Origin of the sequence: Bradyrhizobium sp. SEMIA, assembly GCF_014844175.1 — a bacterium.
GTDB classification, from domain to species: Bacteria; Pseudomonadota; Alphaproteobacteria; order Rhizobiales; family Xanthobacteraceae; genus Bradyrhizobium; species Bradyrhizobium arachidis.
In genome coordinates, this window is sequence record NZ_CP046601.1 from 5,259,862 (window position 1) to 5,278,254 (window position 18,393).

At 65.0% G+C, this 18,393-nt stretch carries 15 protein-coding genes and 2 pseudogenes; 3 read left to right on the forward strand and 14 right to left on the reverse strand.

The annotated features are described in order from the left end of the window. Positions 1 to 170 precede the first annotated feature (170 nt). The gene (locus tag FOM02_RS25600) at positions 171 to 1,064 is read left to right on the forward strand and encodes a LysR family transcriptional regulator (RefSeq protein WP_027558830.1); all 894 of its coding nucleotides are present in this window, start codon (positions 171 to 173) and stop codon (positions 1,062 to 1,064) included. Positions 1,065 to 1,202: 138 nt separating this feature from the next. On the opposite strand, the gene FOM02_RS25605 is transcribed toward FOM02_RS25600, so the two are convergent. The 12 genes and pseudogenes from FOM02_RS25605 to oxlT (FOM02_RS25660) all read right to left on the reverse strand — a co-directional run bounded on the left by FOM02_RS25605 (position 1,203) and on the right by oxlT (FOM02_RS25660) (position 14,768). Beyond that, on the reverse strand, positions 1,203 to 3,533 hold the full coding sequence (locus tag FOM02_RS25605; protein ID WP_027558831.1) for a PAS domain-containing sensor histidine kinase: 2,331 nt from the start codon (positions 3,531 to 3,533) through the stop codon (positions 1,203 to 1,205). A gap of 212 nt (positions 3,534 to 3,745) precedes the next feature. Next, positions 3,746 to 5,108: pseudogene (locus FOM02_RS25610) on the reverse strand (cation-efflux pump). Between the two features lie 365 nt (positions 5,109 to 5,473). After that, a complete protein-coding gene (locus FOM02_RS25615) occupies positions 5,474 to 6,445 on the reverse strand; it encodes a zinc-binding dehydrogenase (RefSeq protein ID WP_027558833.1) in 972 nt (323 codons plus the stop codon). A 25-nt stretch (positions 6,446 to 6,470) separates the two neighbouring features. Further along, positions 6,471 to 7,466, reverse strand: coding sequence for an NAD(P)H-dependent flavin oxidoreductase (locus FOM02_RS25620; RefSeq protein WP_027558834.1), 996 nt, complete (start codon positions 7,464 to 7,466; stop codon positions 6,471 to 6,473). Between the two features lie 253 nt (positions 7,467 to 7,719). Continuing rightward, positions 7,720 to 8,368 (reverse strand): annotated as a pseudogene (locus FOM02_RS25625) (hypothetical protein). Between the two features lie 48 nt (positions 8,369 to 8,416). Continuing rightward, positions 8,417 to 8,620 (reverse strand): hypothetical protein, encoded by a 204-nt coding sequence (locus FOM02_RS25630; RefSeq protein ID WP_018647766.1) that lies wholly within the window; start codon positions 8,618 to 8,620, stop codon positions 8,417 to 8,419. A 184-nt stretch (positions 8,621 to 8,804) separates the two neighbouring features. Further along, entirely contained in the window at positions 8,805 to 10,022 is a 1,218-nt protein-coding gene (locus tag FOM02_RS25635) for a hypothetical protein (RefSeq protein ID WP_265440088.1), read from the reverse strand. After that, on the reverse strand, positions 9,905 to 10,210 hold the full coding sequence (locus FOM02_RS25640; protein WP_265440089.1) for a hypothetical protein: 306 nt from the start codon (positions 10,208 to 10,210) through the stop codon (positions 9,905 to 9,907). The genes FOM02_RS25635 and FOM02_RS25640 overlap by 118 nt, the downstream gene beginning before the upstream one ends. 620 nt (positions 10,211 to 10,830) lie before the next feature. Continuing rightward, entirely contained in the window at positions 10,831 to 11,604 is a 774-nt protein-coding gene (locus tag FOM02_RS25645) for a fumarylacetoacetate hydrolase family protein (protein WP_035731435.1), read from the reverse strand. Between the two features lie 11 nt (positions 11,605 to 11,615). Next, positions 11,616 to 12,635 (reverse strand): 2-dehydropantoate 2-reductase, encoded by a 1,020-nt coding sequence (locus tag FOM02_RS25650; RefSeq protein ID WP_027558838.1) that lies wholly within the window; start codon positions 12,633 to 12,635, stop codon positions 11,616 to 11,618. Positions 12,636 to 12,835: 200 nt separating this feature from the next. Beyond that, positions 12,836 to 13,264 carry a CBS domain-containing protein gene (locus tag FOM02_RS25655; protein WP_027558839.1) on the reverse strand — a complete coding sequence of 143 codons (429 nt, stop codon included), beginning with the start codon at positions 13,262 to 13,264 and terminating at the stop codon, positions 12,836 to 12,838. A 181-nt stretch (positions 13,265 to 13,445) separates the two neighbouring features. Further along, on the reverse strand, positions 13,446 to 14,768 hold the full coding sequence (gene oxlT / locus FOM02_RS25660) for an oxalate/formate MFS antiporter (RefSeq protein ID WP_027558840.1): 1,323 nt from the start codon (positions 14,766 to 14,768) through the stop codon (positions 13,446 to 13,448). On the opposite strand from oxlT (FOM02_RS25660), the gene FOM02_RS25665 reads away from it, so the two are divergent. Next, complete coding sequence (locus tag FOM02_RS25665; protein WP_265440090.1) at positions 14,755 to 15,021, forward strand: hypothetical protein; 267 nt, start codon at positions 14,755 to 14,757, stop codon at positions 15,019 to 15,021. The genes oxlT (FOM02_RS25660) and FOM02_RS25665 overlap by 14 nt on opposite strands. A 6-nt stretch (positions 15,022 to 15,027) precedes the next feature. On the opposite strand, the gene oxlT (FOM02_RS25670) is transcribed toward FOM02_RS25665, so the two are convergent. Further along, complete coding sequence (oxlT, locus tag FOM02_RS25670) at positions 15,028 to 16,314, reverse strand: oxalate/formate MFS antiporter (protein ID WP_027558841.1); 1,287 nt, start codon at positions 16,312 to 16,314, stop codon at positions 15,028 to 15,030. 247 nt (positions 16,315 to 16,561) lie between these two features. After that, positions 16,562 to 16,699, reverse strand: a complete 138-nt coding sequence (locus FOM02_RS25675; protein ID WP_167336519.1) for a hypothetical protein — start codon at positions 16,697 to 16,699, stop codon at positions 16,562 to 16,564. 291 nt (positions 16,700 to 16,990) lie between these two features. On the opposite strand from FOM02_RS25675, the gene FOM02_RS25680 reads away from it, so the two are divergent. After that, positions 16,991 to 18,319 (forward strand): Hsp70 family protein, encoded by a 1,329-nt coding sequence (locus tag FOM02_RS25680; RefSeq protein ID WP_027558842.1) that lies wholly within the window; start codon positions 16,991 to 16,993, stop codon positions 18,317 to 18,319. Positions 18,320 to 18,393: the final 74 nt, after the last annotated feature.

Here is an 18,393-nt window from a genome sequence, read left to right on the forward strand (position 1 = left end):
AGATCAATAAAGCTGTCTCATGCTGCGATTGCGAATTCAGATCGATTTGCAACCGCAATCGGTCGATACGAATTGGTAATGAAGCTTGTATCGGCTGCCGGTTTTTGCGTGTTGGTGCAGGCCCGGCATGCTAGCTTGCATGCCACGACAGAATTCGAGGGGACGTCCGGTTGATCGACAAGCTTGAACTGCTGCTGGCGCTGGCGAAGGAACGGCATTTTGGACGCGCGGCAGAGGCTTGCGGCGTGACCCAGCCGACGATGTCGACCGGGCTGAAGCAGCTCGAGGAGATCCTCGGCGTGATGCTGGTCCAGCGCGGCTCACGCTTCCAGGGGTTCACGCCCGAAGGCGAGCGGGCGCTCGACTGGGCGCGGCGGATCGTGGGCGATGCCCGCGCCATGCGCGACGAGATCAACGGGTTGAAGCACCAGCTCTCCGGCGAGATCCGCATTGCCGCGATCCCGACCGTGCTCGGCATGGTCGCCGCGCTGACGACGCCGTTCCGCGCGCGGCATCCCGAGGTGCGCTTCCGCATCCAGTCCACGACGTCATCGGAGGTACTGGGGCTGCTCGAAAATCTCGAGGTCGATGCGGGGCTGACCTATATCGAGAACGAGCCGATCGGCAAGGTGCGCACCATTCCGCTCTACAACGAGAGCTATCGTCTCTTGACCGCGCCGGACGGAATGTTCGGCGACCGCGAGACGGTGACCTGGACCGAGGTCGGGCAGGTGCCGCTGTGCCTGCTGACGCCCGACATGCAGAACCGCCGCATCATCGATCGTGCGCTGCGCTCGGTCGGCGCGGAGGCGACGCCGACCTTGACCTCGAACTCGCTGCTCGTGTTGTTCACGCATGTGAAGACAGGGCGCTGGGCAAGCGTGATGCCGGCCAAGCTCGCCGAGACACTCGGCCTCTCCGACACCGTGCGTTCGATCCCGATCATCGACCCCGAGGTCAATTACAGCATCGGCATGGTGATCCCGCAGCGCGATCCCATGACGCCGCTGATCGCGGCGCTGGTCAATGTCGCGCGCGAAGTGGCGCCGTCGCTGCAGCTGTAGGAGCCAGAGCGGCGGGGCCGGAGCAAGCGTTGTATCGGTGCTCGTTGAAACGGCTGCCGCGTACTCCGCCCTCATCCTGAGGGCCCGCCGGAGGCGGGCGTCTCGAAGGATGGCCTCGGGCGAGCTTCCCGCCGTGCGCTAAGCCGCCGCCGATATCCCGGTCGCCGCCTTGACGGCGTTGCGCGGCAGGGTGACGCGGACGACGGTGCCGACGTCAATCTTCGAGCGCAGCCGCATCGAGCCGCCGTGGAGCTGCGCCAGCGAGCGGGCGATGGCAAGGCCAAGGCCCGAGCCGTGATAGGTCTTGCTGAGCTGGCTCTCGACCTGCTCGAACGGGCGGCCGAGCCGCGCCAGCGAATGCGGCGCGATCCCGATGCCGGTGTCGGCGATCATCAGCACGATCCTGTCGTCGAGCTCGCGGCTGCGGACCACGACGCGGCCGCCGTCGGGCGTGAACTTCACCGCGTTGGACAAGAGGTTGACGATGATCTGCTTGGTGGCGCGGCGGTCGGCGACGACCGAGATGGACTTCGCGATGTCGGCGTCCAGCGTCAGGTGCTTGTCCTGGGCCCGCCCGGTGACGACGCGCAGGGATTCCGCCAGCGTCTGCGCCAAGTCCAGCTCTTCCATGTCGAGCTTCATGCGCCCGGCCTCGATCTTGGACATGTCGAGGATGTCGTTGATGACCTCGAGCAGGTAGTGGCCGCTGTTCAGGATGTCCTGGCAGTATTCCTGGTACTTCTCGCTGCCGAGCTCGCCGAACATGCCCGAGCCCATGATCTCGGAGAAGCCAATGATGGCGTTCAGCGGTGTGCGCAGCTCGTGGCTCATATTGGCGAGGAATTTCGACTTGGTCTGGTTGGCTTCCTCGGCGCGGGTCTTCTCGCGCTGGTACTTCTCGGCAAGGTCCGCGAGCTCGACCGCCTGGCGCTCCAGCGCTGCCTGCGAGCGCTTCAGGTCGATGACGGTGGCGCGCAGGCGCAGGTCGTTGTCGACCAGCTTCTGCTCGTGCTCCTTGATGCGGGTGATGTCGGTGCCGACCGAGACGTAGCCGCCGTCCTTGGTGCGGCGCTCGCTGATGTGCAGCCAGCTGCCGTCGTCGAGCTGCGCCTCGAAGGTGCGGGCGCCCGGGCCTTGGGCACCGGTCTCGTTGTGGCGGGTGCGCACCTCCGGCATGCGGCCGACCTCGAGCACGGTCTCGTAGGAGGTGCCGGGAATGACGGCGGTGTCGGGCAGCTTGTGCAGGCGCTGGAAGTGCGAATTGCAGAGCACGAGGCGGTCGCTGGCGTCCCACAGCACGAAGGCTTCCGGGATCGTCTCGATCGCGTCGCGCAGGCGCAGGTCGGCTTCCACGGTCTTCTCGGCGAGGCTCTTCTGCTCGGTGATGTCGACCGCGATGCCGATCAGGTGCACGCTGGAATCAGTTGCCCCGCGCGTCTTCTCGCAGCGGACGCGGAGCCAGATCCAGTGGCCGTCAACATGCTGCATGCGGAAGGTCTGGTCGATGTGGTCGATCTTCTCGGAGATGAGCTGGTCGGCGATCTCGAACAGATCGATGTCGTCGGACTTCACCAGCGCGTTGACCTCGCCGAAGGTGAGGAGCTCGTTGCGGCCGTCGAGGCCGAGCATCGAGAACATCGACTGCGACCAGAAGATCCGGCCGCGCGACAGGTCCCAGTCCCACAGGCCGCAGCGGCCACGGTTGAGCGCGGTGTCGATGCGGCCGCGCACCGCGTCGTTGATGAGGTCGCCCTCGCGGGCGCGGGTGGACTGCCAGTGGAAGGCGAAGCCGAGGATCAGGACGACGAAGCCTGTTGTCGCCGACAGCGTCACCGAGAGCGCGGCGTCAGAGCCCCAGATCGGCTCGTTGCGCTCCTGGATCACGGTGACGAGGCCGGGCAGCGACTTGATCTGGCGCGAGATCGCCATCGCGGCGTTGCCGCTCGGCAGCGTCATGTCGGAGACGTTGTTGTCGCGCGGCGGAGCTGCGAGCAGCTGCGCGGTGGTGATCGCATCGAGCAGGCGGTCATTGCCGGCGGGATCGCTGTCGATCGGAATGCGGGCGAGGATGCGGCGGTCGATGCCGGCCGAGGTGACGATGACGTGGCGGCCCGCGGCCAGGCCCCAGGACGGGATGAGGTCGGGCAGCAGCGTCGGCAGGTTCTCGATATTCTTCAGCCGCTCCATCCGCGACGAGGTGAGGCGATCGATGCGTTCGGCGAGCAGGTCGGCAAGCGCGGAGATGTCGTGCCGGACGACCTGCCGCTTCTGCCGCGTCTGGTCGACGACCTGCACGAACGCGCCGAGGCAGATGGTGATCAGGAAGGCGATGATGAGCGTCGGCACGGCGCGGCGCAATGCCGGCTCCGCGATCAGCAGCCGGTGGTAGGCAGGTTTCGCGATCGATTGTGCCAATCCCTTGATCGAATCGGATTGGACGCACGCGTTCGCGGCGTCTGCACGCGACATGCCTTCGGCCCCCTGAAAACTGCTCGGAAGCGGCCCCACGTCGCTTCCGAATCACATCGATTTGAATCCAGTTTTGCCGGGCTGTCGAGAGTCAACGAATCGTTAACGCGAAATTATTCTTATCCAACGCGCAGTTCGCGCATCGTATGTTCGCAAACTCACGGGCGCGAGGAGTCCGAAACGAGAACGTGCGACTCCGCACGCATTCCATGTCACGCGCGCGGCGGTTCGGCGTGACTGATGACGCGCTTCACGCTCGGGAACGCGCGGCGCAGCGCGCGCTCGATCGCGTCGACATGCTCGTGCACCTTGATCACGCTCATCGACGGAGCGGCGCGGCAGTGGAAGTTGACGATCTCGCCGGCATCGGTGTTGCGGACGCGCACATTATGGATGTCGTGGATCTCGCCTTCGCCGGCGAACTCGGCCAGTGCAGTGGCGATGGTCTGCACCCGCTCCGGCGCGGCATCGACGCCGAACGGCAGTTCCGGCTCCAGCGGCTCGATATGAACGTCGACCTCGACGTCCTCGCCGAACTCCTCCTGGATGCTGCGCTCCAGCGTGTTGGCGATGTCATGGGCGGCCTCGAGCTGCATCTCGGCGTCGACCTCGAGGTCGATGCTGACGATCAGCTTGGCGCCGAGATCGTGCACTGTGACGTGGTGGATGGCGAGGCCGGAATTGTGGGCGATCACCATGATGCGGTCGCGCACGGTCTCGTTGTCGCGCGCGACCGGGACCGGGGTGAAGGTGAGGTCGGCATCGCCGAACGCCTTGCCGACGGCGGCCTGCGCCTCGCGCTTGATCTCCTCGACACGGTCGATCGGATAGGTCCGCGGCACCTTGGCGATGGTGTCGATGAAGGTGGTCGCGCCGACCATGCGCACGCGCAACCGCTCGACGTCGATCACGCCGGGGACGCCGCGGATCGCGGCGGTGCTCTCCGAAGCCGCCCCTTCCGCTTGCCGCGCTCCATCACCGATGTCAGCCAGGACGCGAGAGCAGGGCGATCATGACTGCAACCGCGGCGGCGGCCGCGGCGTCGCCCCACCAGAAGCCGAGGGCGGCGAGGATCAGGCCCACGATCACGGCGAACGAGCCCATCACGTCGGAAGCGAAATGCAGCGCGTCGGCGGCGAGCGCCTGGCTCCTGGTCTCCCGCGCGGCCCGGTGCAGGGCACGCGCGCGCCAGAGGTTCACGACGATGTCGATCACCAGCACCACGAACGGCACGGCCGAAATCGTCGGCGGCGCGGTTCCCTCGCGCAAGCGGCCATAGGCCTCGACCAGGATGCCGCCGGCGAGCACGTAGAGCAGGGCGGTGACGCCGAGCGCGGAGATGCTCTCCAGCTTGCCGTGGCCGTAATGGTGCTCCTCGTCGGCCGGCTTGTCGGACACCCGCACCACCGCCCAGGTGATGATGGTTGCGACGAGGTCGATCGAGGAGTGCAGGGCCTCGGAGATCAGCGCGAGCGAGCCGATCGCGATGCCGACGACGAACTTGGCCGCTGCCATGCCGCCGCTGGCGAAGATCGAGATGGCCGCGACCGAGGTCTTGTTGTGCTGGGATGTCATGGCGGGGATGTAGCAGGGTGAGGTCGAACATCAAGCGACGATCCACAGCTATAGTCGCAAGTGAGTTGCAGGAGCGAAGCTATTGCGAATGCTTCCGAATTGGATGGTGGCTGATGCCACTTGCCCCGTCATGCCCGGGCTCGTCCCGGGCATCCACGTTCTTCGTGCCAAGCCGCCAAGACGTGGATGGCCGGGTCAAGCCCGGCCATGACGAGCGGAGAGAGCGGCGCACTCCAAACTCGTAGAGTGGGCAAAGGCGCGATAGCGCCGTGCCCACGATTCCTCCGTGATGGATACAGATCGTGGGCACGCTTCGCTTTGCTGCCCACCCTACGAGACCGGTGTCTTTGGATGGCTCCGGGGCGTTACGGCACCGTCACCACGATCTTCCCCAGATGCTTGTTCGCCTCCATGTGCTCGAACGCCTTGTCGATGTCGTCGAACCCATAGACCTTGTCGATCGGGAGCTGCAGCTTGCGCGATTCCACCGCGCCCCAGATGTCCTTGCGGACCTCCTCGAAGATCTCGCGCACCTCCTCGATGGTGCGGGTGCGGAAGGTGACGCCGATGTAGCTGATGCGGCGGGCGGCATGGAGGTCGAAGTTGAAGTCGGCATGGGTGCCGCCGAGCCGGCCGACATTGACGATGCGGCCCAGGACCCTGGTTGCGGCGAGGTTCTGGTTGGCAACCTTGCCGGAGACCTGGTCGACGATGAGGTCGACGCCTTCGCCGTTCGTCGCCTTCAGCACCTCCTCGGCCCATTTGGGGTCCGAGGAATCGACCGCGAGGTCGGCGCCGTATTCCTTCAGCCGGCCGCGGCGGTAGGCATCGGTCGAGGAGCCGATCACGAGCTTGGCGCCCTTCAGCTTGGCGATCTGCATCGCCATCAGGCCGACGCCGGAGCTCGCGCCCTGGATCAGCACGGCCTGTCCCGGCTGCACGCCGCCGACGGTGACGACGGCATTGTGCATGGTCGCGAGCGCGACGGGCAGGGTGGCGGCCTCCTCGAAATTCATGTTCGAGGGGGCACGGAACAGCCGGCCGTGGTCGGCGAGCGTGTACTCGGCAAACGCCGCGCCGCCCGATCCCATGATGCGATCGCCGACCTTGACGCCCTTGGCGTCCGGTCCGAGCTCGGCGACCTCACCGGCCCATTCCATCCCGAGCACGGTGCCGACACCGCCGGCCGCGCCATGGGCGTGGCCCTTGCGCATGCCGGTGTCGGCGCGATTGAGCCCACAGGCACGCACGCGAACCAGCACCTGCGTGCCTTTCGGCTTAGGTTGAGGAACGTCAGAAATCTGAGCGCCATCAGGGCCGTAGACGTAAGCCTTCATCAATTGCTCTCGCTTCTTACAGTGATTATTCCGCCGCTTGCGCGCTCGGATGAACGATCATGCCTTCAAGCCTGTTCCTGATGATCGCTTCCGCTTCGCGCACGATGCGGGAGATCAGCTCGGCGCAGCTCGGGATGTCCTGGATCAGGCCCTGAACCTGGCCGGCCGACCAGATGCCTTCGTCGGAATTGCCGGTCGCGTAGACCATCTTGCCGCGGGCCCCCGCAACGAGCTCGCGGATGTCCTCGAACCTGGCGCCTTCCTTCTCCATGGCGACGACCCTGGTCGATATCTCGTTCTTGGCGACGCGGGAGGTGTTGCGCATGGTGCGGAAGATCAGCTCGGTCTCGCGCTCGTCATTGGCGACGATCTTTTCCTTGATGAGCTGGTGGATCGGGCTCTCCTTGGTTGCCATGAAGCGGGTGCCCATGTTGATGCCGTCGGCGCCCAGCGCCAGCGCGGCGACGAGGCCGCGGGCATCGGCAAACCCGCCGGAGGCGATCATCGGGATCTTGACCTTGTTGGCGGCGGCCGGGATCAGGATCAGGCCGGGGGTGTCGTCTTCGCCGGGATGGCCGGCGCATTCGAAGCCGTCGATCGAGATGGCATCGACGCCCATCCGCTCGGCCGACAGGGCGTGGCGGACGCTGGTGCATTTGTGCACGACCTTGACGCCGTGCTTTTTGAACTCGTCGACATGCTCCTGCGGCTTGTTGCCGGCGGTCTCGACCACCGTGATGCCGCTCTCGATGATGGCGGCGCGGTATTCCGCGTAAGGCGGCGGCTTGATCGCGGGCAGGATGGTGAGGTTGACGCCAAAGGGCTTGTCGGTGAGGTCACGGCAGCGCGCGATCTCCTTTGTGAGATCCTCCGGCGTCGGCTGGGTCAGCGCCGTGATGAAGCCGAGTGCGCCGGCATTGGCGACGGCCGCGACCAGCTCGGCCCGCCCGACCCACTGCATGCCGCCCTGGACGATCGGGTGCTCGACCCCGACGAGTTCAGTGAAGCGTGTCTGCAGCATGATGTGTTCCCCCCTGGGTGGCCCGCGGGCTCTGTTATCGGTTGATGGCCGGAGGATGCCGCCGGGGGTGGGAAAAGTCTATTGCGCGGGCGTGCGGTTAGGGCGGGGCGCTCATGCAGGGGATGAGGAAGATTCCGCGGGGCGGATAATTTGGATGATCTCGTGTCCCGGACGCGCTGCAACGCCTCTTGGCGTTGCGGCGCAGAGCCGGGACCCACATTCTGCGTCCGGGGCACGGATACCGAGGCTGCTGCTACTCCGCCGACAGCCGCACCATCTGCCGGCCGCCGTTCATTTCCTTGAGGCGGTTGACGAAGTTTTCTGGGCGCTGCCAGCGGTTGGGGACTTGCAGGCCCATGAACTCGGCGATGTCGCCGATGAAGCCGGTGCAGTTGGTGGTCTCGGCATTCCAGACCGGCGAGCTCGTCTGCAATTTCTTGATGTAGGCGAACACGCGCTTGGCGTCGGCCTCGTTGAGATAGACGCGATAGCTCGCGGTCAGATATTCCGGATCGAGATCGCCGTAGCTCGCGCCGGTCTCTGATGGCACCCAGGTGAGGTGACCGAGCACATAGGCCCAGGTGTCGCCGGCGGGCGTGAGCCCAGCAACCTCGACGGCGCGCTCGCTGGTCTTGCCGTACCAGACGAAGGCATGGCCCCAGCTCGCGGCCGTGCGGGCACGGAAGTCGACGTAATAGGGACCTTTCTCCGCGCGCGCGACCGGGGCGCCGCGATTGCGGTGCCGGTCGCGAGGCGGTGTCGGTCGTGGCAAGCGCATTGGCGTCCGCCATGCGCTTGTTCGCTTCGTGGGCCGAAGCCGAGGGCGTCGTGCACGCGATCATGGCCGCGAGCGCGGCCCCCGCGATGATGCAGGATCCCGTTCGATCAGCTTTGTTCGTCACGCTGTGCCCCCTCGACTGCCGGCCGCTTGCGCAGATTCCGCTAATGCGTCAGTAGCGCGCTGCGACCGGGCCGGGCGCCTTGCCGATCGGGGCCTTGCCGACCGGGCTCTTGCCGATCGGCATCTTGCCGATCGGGGCCTGCTCCGCCGGATAGACCGGCACGGGCTGGCGGCGCGGCAGGTCCGCAGCGTTCGCAGCCGTCACCAGAGCAAGCGTTGCACCCAGAACAAATACGATCTTCTTCACAGTGATACCCCTAGAAGGTTGGTCCAAACACGGCCATGCCGTGCCCCCAGACACGCCTCACAAAAGGGCGGCCGAATGCGTCCAAGTTGCGGCGTGCACGGGACATGTTGGCGGCATCTATCGGGCGAACGCAGATGTGATGATGTGTCCGGATGTTTCTGGTTGGTGCGATGCCGGTCCTGCGCGGCAATCACCCGATTCGGTTCAGGCTGTTCCTGATCGTCGAGAAGATGCCGCCGATGTCCTTGCGCAAGGCATCGAGCGTGTTGAAATTGTCGAAGATGCGTGCGAGGCGGTCTTCGACTTCGCGCTTGCTCTTGGTCAGCGCGTCCACACGCGAGGCCAGGGTCACGCCGGCATTCGCCTCGATCTCGCCGACGGTTCTGGCGAGCAGGTCGCGCGTGGTGCTGACCTCGGCGATCATCGCCTCGATGCCGAACACCGGGGCCTTCAGCGGGACGAGGTCAGCCTGCGACTTCGACAGCTCGGTCTTGAAGGCGTTCAGCGTCGCCAGCGTCTCCTGCAACGCGCCGAGGCGCTGGCGCGACTGGAGCACGAAGTCGTTCAGCGCGTTCTGACGGTCGGCAAGCGACTTGCCGTCGCGGTCGGTTTCGACCTCGGCGAGCGAGCGCTCGAGCTGGGCTCGGCGTTGACCGAGCTCCTCGAAGTCGAGCCGGACGGCCTTGAGGATGTTGAAACTGTCGTCGATGCGGGCGAGGCGCTGCTCGATCTCGATCTTGTTCTTCGACAGCGTCTCGACCCGGCTGGCGAGCGGCGCCTCGCCGCTGGTCTCTAGCTCGTCGATGCTTTTGGCCAGGCGGTCATGGCTGAGGGCGAGCTCGCCGATCAGCGCATTGATACCGGCGTCGTTCGAGCGCGGCGGCACCAGCTCGGCATGGGATTTCGCCAGATCTTCCTTGTACCGGTCCAGGGTTGCGAAAATGTGCTGGACCGTGTTCACCCGCGTCAGCAGCGCCGATACGTCGCGCGCGATCTCCTTGAGCCGGTCGCCGAGGTTGTTCTTGCGGTCGTCGGTCTCGAGGTCGTGCAGGGAGCGTTCGAGCTGGTTCTGGCGGTCGCGGATCTCGGTGAAGACGGGCTCGACCGCGCGGCGCTGATCGGCGACCTTGCCGACCATCTCGCGCAGCGCCTGCTGGCGGCGGCGAATCTCGGCGAGCTGGTCATGCATATCGGTGGATTCGTTGCGGCCCTGCTGCAGCAGCGCGCGCTGCTCGGTCTCGCCCAGCTTGCCGTCGAGGGCGGAGACCGCCTCCCTGGGGTCGCTCTCGATCAGGTGCTGGACGGTGGCGTCGAGGTGGTTTTGCAGGGCATGGGCGACGACGACGTCCTCACGGGTCTTCCTGAGGCGGTCGCGCAGGGTGTCGAGGCGCCGGTCCTGGCGCGACAAGCGCCAGCGCTTGCGCCGATCAGCGCCAGGGCGGCGGTCAGGATCGTGCCCGTCGCGATACGTTGCGGCATGGGCAGGCCCGCGAACCAGGCGGACAGGTGGCTGATATCGTAACCGAACGCCTGCTGGACCAAAAACGCGATGGCGGCCAGCAGGACGAACCAGGCACCCAGGAAAAACAGCCACATCGTGAATTCCTCACGCCGGCACAATGTTGCCATAGTTGCTATTGGAGAGCGGAACCGAGATCAAGGGGTGCGGCTGTTGCCGGATGTGTCCAGTCGCACGAATCCACCGCCGGTTGCGTCGGCCGACCGATGGAGCGGCTTGGCGAGGTGCCGGGTTTTCCCGATTGGTTGGGGCCGTGGCTGCCAACTATCCTCAGCGGTCATTCCGGGCTCGCGACTTCGTCGCGCCCCGGAATGACGGAGAGGGTGGGATTCGTAGACCGCATGCAGGTAGCGCCATGCGGGACCACGCCAACGTCTGTCCCGGATGTCAGTCCGGACTACGGCGTCCTGCTCGCTATCACTTCCCGAGGAAGTTCGAACGCATCTTGTCGGCGAACCAGACCACGAAGATCGCAGCGAACGCGAGGGCAAAGTAGAGAGCCGTCCACAAAAGTGCATTAGTGGCATTCGTCATGGCGTCCTCCCTTGCATCAGACATCGATCTGTTGCCGGGAAGGATAATGGCGACCGCGACGGCGCGATTTGCGCAGGATCAATTTTGCCGCGCTGCGGCGAAATGGCCGGCGAGCCTTCATTCCGAGGTCACGATGGAGTTGCGCCCGGGAATGAAGGAGCCGCTACAGCCGGAATTCGTTGGTGAGCTCGCCGATGCCGTCGATCGCGACGGTCACCATGTTCACCGGCTCCTTCATCACGCCGACGCCAACCGATGTCCCGACCGCGATGAGGTCGCCGGGGAGCAGCGTCATGTCGTGCGAAATCCAGCTGACCAGCTCCTGCGCCGAGAAGATCATGTCCGAGATCGGATAGTTCTGCCGCTCGGCGCCGTTGAGGATGGTGCGCACAACGAGCTTGGCTGGATCGAGGCCAGTCGCGATCACGGGGCCGAACGGGCCGTAATCGTCGATCCCCTTGGCGCGGGCCCACTGGGGAAAGGTGGGATCGCGGGTCAGGATATCGTTGGCGGTGATGTCGTTGACGCAGGTGTAGCCGAAGATGAAGCCGTCCGCTTCCGCGGGCGAGACGCGGGCGCAGGTCTTGCCGATGACGATGCCGAGCTCGCCCTCATAGGTGGTCTTGCCGTCATAATAAGAGGGGCGGCGGACCACCGCGCCGGGCGCGGCGATGGTGGTGGTGGCCTTGAGCAGATAGAGCGGCTCCGGCGGCTCGGGCTGGTTCAGCTTGGCTGCGAGCGCGTGGAAATTATTCCAGAGCGCCACGATCTTGCTTGGCGCGCAGGGCGCGAGCAACTCGACCTCCGACAGGGCCAGCGTCTTGCCGGTGGCGGCATGGCGGCCGAACATCTCGCCCTCATGGACGCTGATGCCTGATGCAGTCAGCGTGCCGAAACCGGTCGCGCCGCTATGACGGAAGCGTAGCCAGTGTTTCATCTCGCCCGCCATCACGCCACCGCCAGTGCGCGGGGATCGCCGGGTGCCGCGACGCCGTCATAGAGGCCGGCGATGCGGGCGCGCTGGGTCACCATCGCCAGCACTGAGTCGAGTGCGGGCGTGGCGATGCCGGTGAGGCGGCCCATCTCCTGCACCACGGTGACGAGCGGGTCGATCTCCATCGGGCGGCCACGCTCGAGATCCTGGAGCATCGAGGTCTTGTGCGCACCGACCTTGCGGGCGCCCTCGATGCGGCGCTCGACGTCGACGCGGAATTTGACGCCGAAGGTCTCGGCGATGCCTTGCGTCTCCACCATGATCGCGCGCGACAGCGCACGCGTGGACGGATCGGTGCAGATCACGTCGAGGGTTGCGTGGGTCAGCGCGCTGATCGGATTGAAGCAGACGTTACCCCAGAGCTTGAGCCAGATCTCGTCGCGGATGCGATCGAGCACCGGCGCCTTGAGGCCGGCCGCGACGAAGAGATCGGCGAGGCGCTGCACGTCGGAGGTGATCTCGCCGGAGGGCTCGCCGAGCGGGAAATTGTTGCCGTAGACGTGGCGGATCACACCAGGCGCTTCGATTTCGGTGGCGGGATAGACGATGCAGCCGATGGCGCGCTCGGCGCCGATCTCGCGCCACTGCCGTCCGCCGGGATCGATGCTCTCCAGCGTCGAATTCTCGTATTGGCCGCCATGCTTGTAGAAATACCAATAGGGGATGCCGTTGACGGCGGTGACGATGCGGGTGTGCGGCCCGAGCAGCGGCTGCATCTTCTCGATCACGCCGGTGATCGAATGCGCCTTCAGCGTGATGATGATGTAGTCCTGCACGCCGAGCTCGGCGGGATCGTCGGTGCAGCGCGGATGCACGGTGTGCGTCTCCTCGCCCGCGAGCAGCGTCAGGCCGCGCTCGCGCATCGCCGCAAGGTGCGCGCCGCGGGCGACGAGACTGACGTCCGCGCCAGCGCGCGCGAGCTGAACCCCGAGATATCCGCCGATCGCGCCGGCGCCGTAGATGCAGATCTTCATGAAATCCTCGCGAGCAGTGACCGGAATTTGGGGACGAAAGATCCGGTCCGGCTCAGAAGGATCCGAGCCGGGGCCGGTAGTCGCAGGGGAAGTGTGTGCCCTAAAGCGCGATGCGCTTCAGGCTATTGCTTGAGCATGATCTTGTCGGAAAACCGCTACGCACTTTGCGCTGACGCGGCCCTCCGGGTCCGGATCATGCTTTAGGCGGCCGCTTGCGGCGTGCCGTTGAGCGCCTCGTCGACGGCAGCGGCGATGTCGCGCATGCTGATGACGGAGACGAGGCTGTAATCGTCGATCACGGGCAGATGGCGGATGTGATGACGGTTCATCAGGTGCCGCACGTGCTCGATCGTGTCCGAGGAGGTGCAGGAGACGAGCTGCTGCACCGACACGAGCTGCGAGACCTTGACGTTGATGGCATTGGCGCCGTGCTCGGCAACCGCACGCACCACGTCGCGCTCGGTGAACATGCCGACCGCGGTGTTGCCTTCAGAGCGCACCACGTCCTTGACTACCAGCGCGCTGATGTTGTTGGCGCGCATCAGCTTGGCGGCGATACCCACCGTTTCGTTCATTCGCACCGTTACAACGCGCGGCGTCTTCTTGCGCAGAATGTCTCCGACCAGCATGGCGACCTCCCTGGGTGAATGATGAGGGAAGTGTGGTATACATAATGCCAATCGTCAAGCACTCGATTTGGCTGATCCGAAAAATCTTGCGGCAGCAATGCTGACGTTTGTCGCGCGCCCAAAAGAAAAAGGGGCGCATCGCTGCGCCCCTTTTTTGACCGACGTGACAGGCGTGTGGTCGCTACGCCGTCTCGGTCTTGGCTGCGCCGGTTGCGGTGCTCGCGCTCTCGGCTTCCTTGCCGAGGATGAAGGAGCGGCGCAGCGGCTTGATCACGAACAGCGCCATCAGCGCCGCCGTCGCGTTCAGCGCCACCGCGACCACGAACACGGCCTTCCAGCCATAGGCGGTCGAGATCACGCTGGCGAGCGGGACGAGCAGGGAGGCGGTGCCCTTCGCAGTGTAGAGCATGCCGTTGTTGGTGGTTGCGAATTTCGAGCCGAAGGTATCGCCGCAGGTGGCGGGAAACAGCGAGTAGATCTCGCCGAAGACGCCGAAGTAGACCGCAGTCGCGAGCACGAACACGATCGGGATGTGACCATAGGCCGACAGCGTCAACAGCATGAGCGCCGCCGTGCCGAAGGCGATGAACATGGTGTGCTCGCGGCCGATCGTGTCGGACACGAAGCCGAAGAACGGACGGCCAAAGCCGTCGAAGATGCGGTCGAGCGAGATCGCGAAGGTCAGGGCCGCCATCTGGAAGCCGGCGAGAGTGACCGGCGTGTCGGCGATCTTGAAGTCGTGCGCGATCGGCGCGATCTGCGCCGCGGTCATCAGGCCGCCGGAGGCGACCATCACGAAGACGAGATACATCACCCAGAAAATAGGGGTGCGCAGCACTTGCGGCGGGGTGAAGTCGATCTTGGTCTGCGGCAGATTGAGCTGCTTCTTCTTCGGCGGGATCGAGATCCGCGGCGGCTGGATGAAGAAGGCGAGTACGAACACGATCACGCCCTGGCCGATGCCGAAGACGAGGAAGGCGTGCTGATAGCCGCTCGATGCGATCATGGTCGCGATCGGTACGATGGTGAGGGCTGCGCCCGCGCCGAAGCCGGCAGCCGTTGCGCCGGCGGCGAGGCCGCGACGATCGGGGAACCATTTCAGCGCATTGCCGACGCAGGTGCCGTATACCGCGCCCGCGCCCATGCCGCCGATCACGGCCGCGGTGTAGAGCAGGGGAAGGCTATCGGCGTAGGAGTTGAGCACCCAGGACAGCGCGATCATCACGCCGCCGAACATGATGACGATGCGCGGGCCGTACTTGTCGACGAACCAGGCCTCGATCGGCACCAGCCAGGTCTCGGTGACGACGAAGATGGTGAAAGCGAGCTGGATCGCGGCGCGTCCCCAATGGTGGGTCGCATCGATCGGATCGACGAACAGCGTCCAGCCATATTGCAGGTTGGCGATCATCGCCATGCAGACGATGCCCATCACGAGCTGGAGCCAACGGAAACCGGTGCGAAGAGGCGCAGCTGTGACGGCGCCGTCCGTGCTGGAAATCATCAAGAACCTCCCAACGCGCCTGATTGATTGCGACCAGGGATTGCAAGATGACCCGGTGTCGCAAATGTTGTGGCTTATCGTCGCAAGCGCGGCGGGCAGCTTGGTATACCATATTCCAGATTGCAAGTCCTATCTCGCATCTCGCGCCAAAAAATGCACGGTTCCGTTCGGATTACCGGAATCGAAACGGCTTCGGACAAACGAAAACGCCCGGCCGCGAGGCCGGGCGTTGTTGTCAGGAGTTGCTGTGTGAAGCGTGTCAGAGGGTCGATTTCGCGACCACGACCTTGCGCCAGGGTTTCAGCACCGCGATCGCCAGCAGCGAGGCCAAGATGTTGGCGCCGGCCGCGATGATGAACACGTTGTCCCAATTGCCCGAGTTCTGCTGCATCAGGTTCGCGACCGGAACCAGCAGCGCGGCGGTGCCCTTCGCGGTGTAGAGCAGGCCCGCATTGGTGGTCGCGAACTTGGCGCCGAACGTGTCGGTGCAGGTCGAGGGGAACAGCGAGTAGATCTCGCCCCAGGCGAAGAACACGAAGCCCGAGAGCAGCACGAACCAGACCGGATCGTGGCCCCAGAGGTAGAGCATCCAGATGCCGAAGCCTTCCATGCCGAAGGCGATGAACATCGTGTTCTCGCGGCCGATCATGTCGGAGATCCAGCCGAAGAACGGACGCGTCAGGCCGTTGAGCACGCGGTCGATGGTCGCTGCGAAGGTCACCGCGGTCATCGTCACCGCCATCAGCGTCACCGGCACGCTGTCGACCTTCCAGTCAACCGCGATCGGCTTCAGGTTCGCGGTGACCATCAGTCCACCCGCGCCGACGATCACGAACATGAAGTACATCAGCCAGAAGATCGGCTGGCGCAGCACTTCGGTCGGCTGATAGTTGCGCCGAGTCTGGATGATATTGGCATTCGCCACCACGCTCGGCACCTGGCCCGGCTTCGGCGCGAGCAGGAAGAAGGCGAGGATGCAGATGATGATGCCTTGTCCGAGGCCGAAATAGAGGAAGGTGGTCTGGAATCCACTGTCCTTGATCATGGCCTGGATCGGCGCGACGGTGAGGGCGGAGCCTGCACCAAAGCCCGCGGCCGTGATGCCGGCAGCAAGACCGCGCTTGTCCGGAAACCACTTCAGCGCGTTGCCGACGCAGGTGCCGTAGACGCCGCCGGCGCCGATGCCCGCGATGATCATGCCGAGATAGTAGCCGTTTAGCGAGGTCGCCTGCGCATTGATGGCCCAGCCGATGGCGCAGAGCACGCCGCCGACGAGGACGACGATGCGCGGACCGTATTTGTCGACGAACCAGCCTTCGATCGGTACGAGCCAGGTCTCGAACAACACAAAGAGCGTAAAGGCCCATTGGATCGACGCGCGATCCCAGCCGAACTTCTTCTGGATGTCTGGGACGAAGAACGTCCAGCCGTACTGATAATTGGCGATCATCACCATGGCCGCTACACCGATCGCCAATTGCGCCCAGCGATACGTGTCGCTGACGCGCGCGGCTGTAGGGGCCGTTGCCTGCACCATGTCCGTCATAAAGCCTCCCGTGGCGCCTCTAATTTTTCTGCGAGCGCTGGAGCGGCATTCTTGTATTCATTATGCCAAGGTTCAAGCGCTGGTCCGGCCACCGTGCGCAAATGCCGCAGCACCTTGTCTGGTCGCGGCTGTGACTCGGGACAGCACAAGTAGAAATGGCCCCGTCCTGCGGGGCCATTCATCAAAAGTAGCATGTGGATCGGTCTGAAACCGTCGCGCCGGATGGCAGCGCGGGAAAGTGCCCGGCTTACAGGCCGAAACGCGGCAGGTCGCCGTTGTGATTCGAGATCTCGGCGCTCGCCATCAGGAGGCGGTCGATCGCAGCCATCAGACGGGCGAACAGCGAGGAGGAGGGCGCGAGAGCGACGGAGGCGGTCTTGGACATCGGAAATTCCTTTCTCGAGACAGTCAGTGTTGCTGTCTCATTTCGAAAGGCAATCTATGTATACCAGATGCCAGTGTCTATGCGCTTGTTTGCATGGCAGCATGCAGTCTCTCGCATTGCAGCATAATGATGCGTTAAAGCGCCCGGTTCGGGCTTAAAATTGCAAAACGGCGGCCAAAACGACGCATTGGCGCGGATTTGACCGGGATCACCCTAGGTCCGGGCCTTGGCAGGGCAGGTCAAAGCCGTTAGTGCTCTGCCCCCTTTTCCAATCAACTGTCAGAGTGGTTCATGTCGAGCGCCTCGGCCGCCGTCTCGATCGGCATCGATTTTGGGACCAGCAACACGGTCGTCGCGCTTGCGGCGGACGACCGCCGGGTCGAGGCCATCCGCTTCGACCATGGCGGCCAGCGCCACAGCGTCTACGTCTCGGCCCTGTGCTTCTGGGAGGACCGGCCGGGCGCCGGCGCCCAGGCCGAGGGCGGCCCGTGGGCGATCGAGACCTTCCTGGAAGGCCGCCACGTCTACCGCTTCCTCCAGTCCTTCAAGACCTTTGCGGCGAGCTCGAGCTTCCAGACCACGCAGGTGTTCCGGCAACGCTTCAAGTTTGAGGACATCCTGGCGGCGTTCCTGCGCACCCTGGCGCGCCATGGCGGCGAAAAGTTCGGCTTCGAGACATCGAACATCACCGTCGGCCGCCCGGTGCACTTTGCCGGCGGCAATCCCGACGAGGCGCTGGCGATGCAGCGCTATCGCGCCGCGTTCGAGCGTCTCGGCGCCGGCCACGCGCGCTATGTCTATGAGCCCGTGGGCGCGGCGTTCTCCTTCGCCCGCCGGCTGGAGCGCGATGCGACCGTGCTGGTTGCGGATTTTGGCGGCGGCACCAGCGACTTCTCGGTGATGCGCTTCTCGCGCGCCGGCGGCACGCTTCGCGCCGAGCCGCTGGGACATGCCGGCATCGGCATTGCCGGCGACACCTTCGACTATCGCATCGTCGACCACGTCGTCTCGCCGCGGCTCGGCAAGGGCTCGAGCTTCCGCTCGTTCGACAAGGTGCTGCCGGTCCCGAGCGGCCACTACACCAACCTTGCGCGCTGGCATCAGCTCGCGATGATGAAGAGCAATGGCGATCTCCGGGAGCTCCGCGAGCTCGCGCGCACCGCGCTGAAGCCGAAGCTGCTCGAGGATTTCATCACCATCGTCGATCTCGATCTCGGCTTCTCGCTGTACCGCGCGGTGTCCGATGCCAAGGTCGCGCTGTCGGCGCAGGACGAGGTGGACTTCCGTTTCAAGGGCGGCGGCGTCGACATCGGTTCGACCATCGCGCGGAAGAACTTTGAATCCTGGATTGCCGACGACATCGCCCGGTTAGGGGCCACCGTCGACAAGGTGCTGACTGAGGCCGGCATCACCGCGCGCGAGGTGGAGAAGGTGTTCTTGACCGGCGGCACCTCGTTCGTGCCCGCGGTGCGAAAGCTGTTCGCCGACCGCTTCGGTAACGAGCGGCTGATGTCGGGCGACCAGTTCGAGTCGATCGCCTATGGCCTCGCGTTGATCGGGCACAGTCCCGACCCGGACCGCTGGACCGCGGATGGCGGGCTCAAGCAGAAGGGCGCGTAGCCCAGTTACGATCAACCGGTGCCGTAGGGTGGGCAAAGGCGCGGAGCGCCGTGCCCACGATCTTTCCGAGGTTG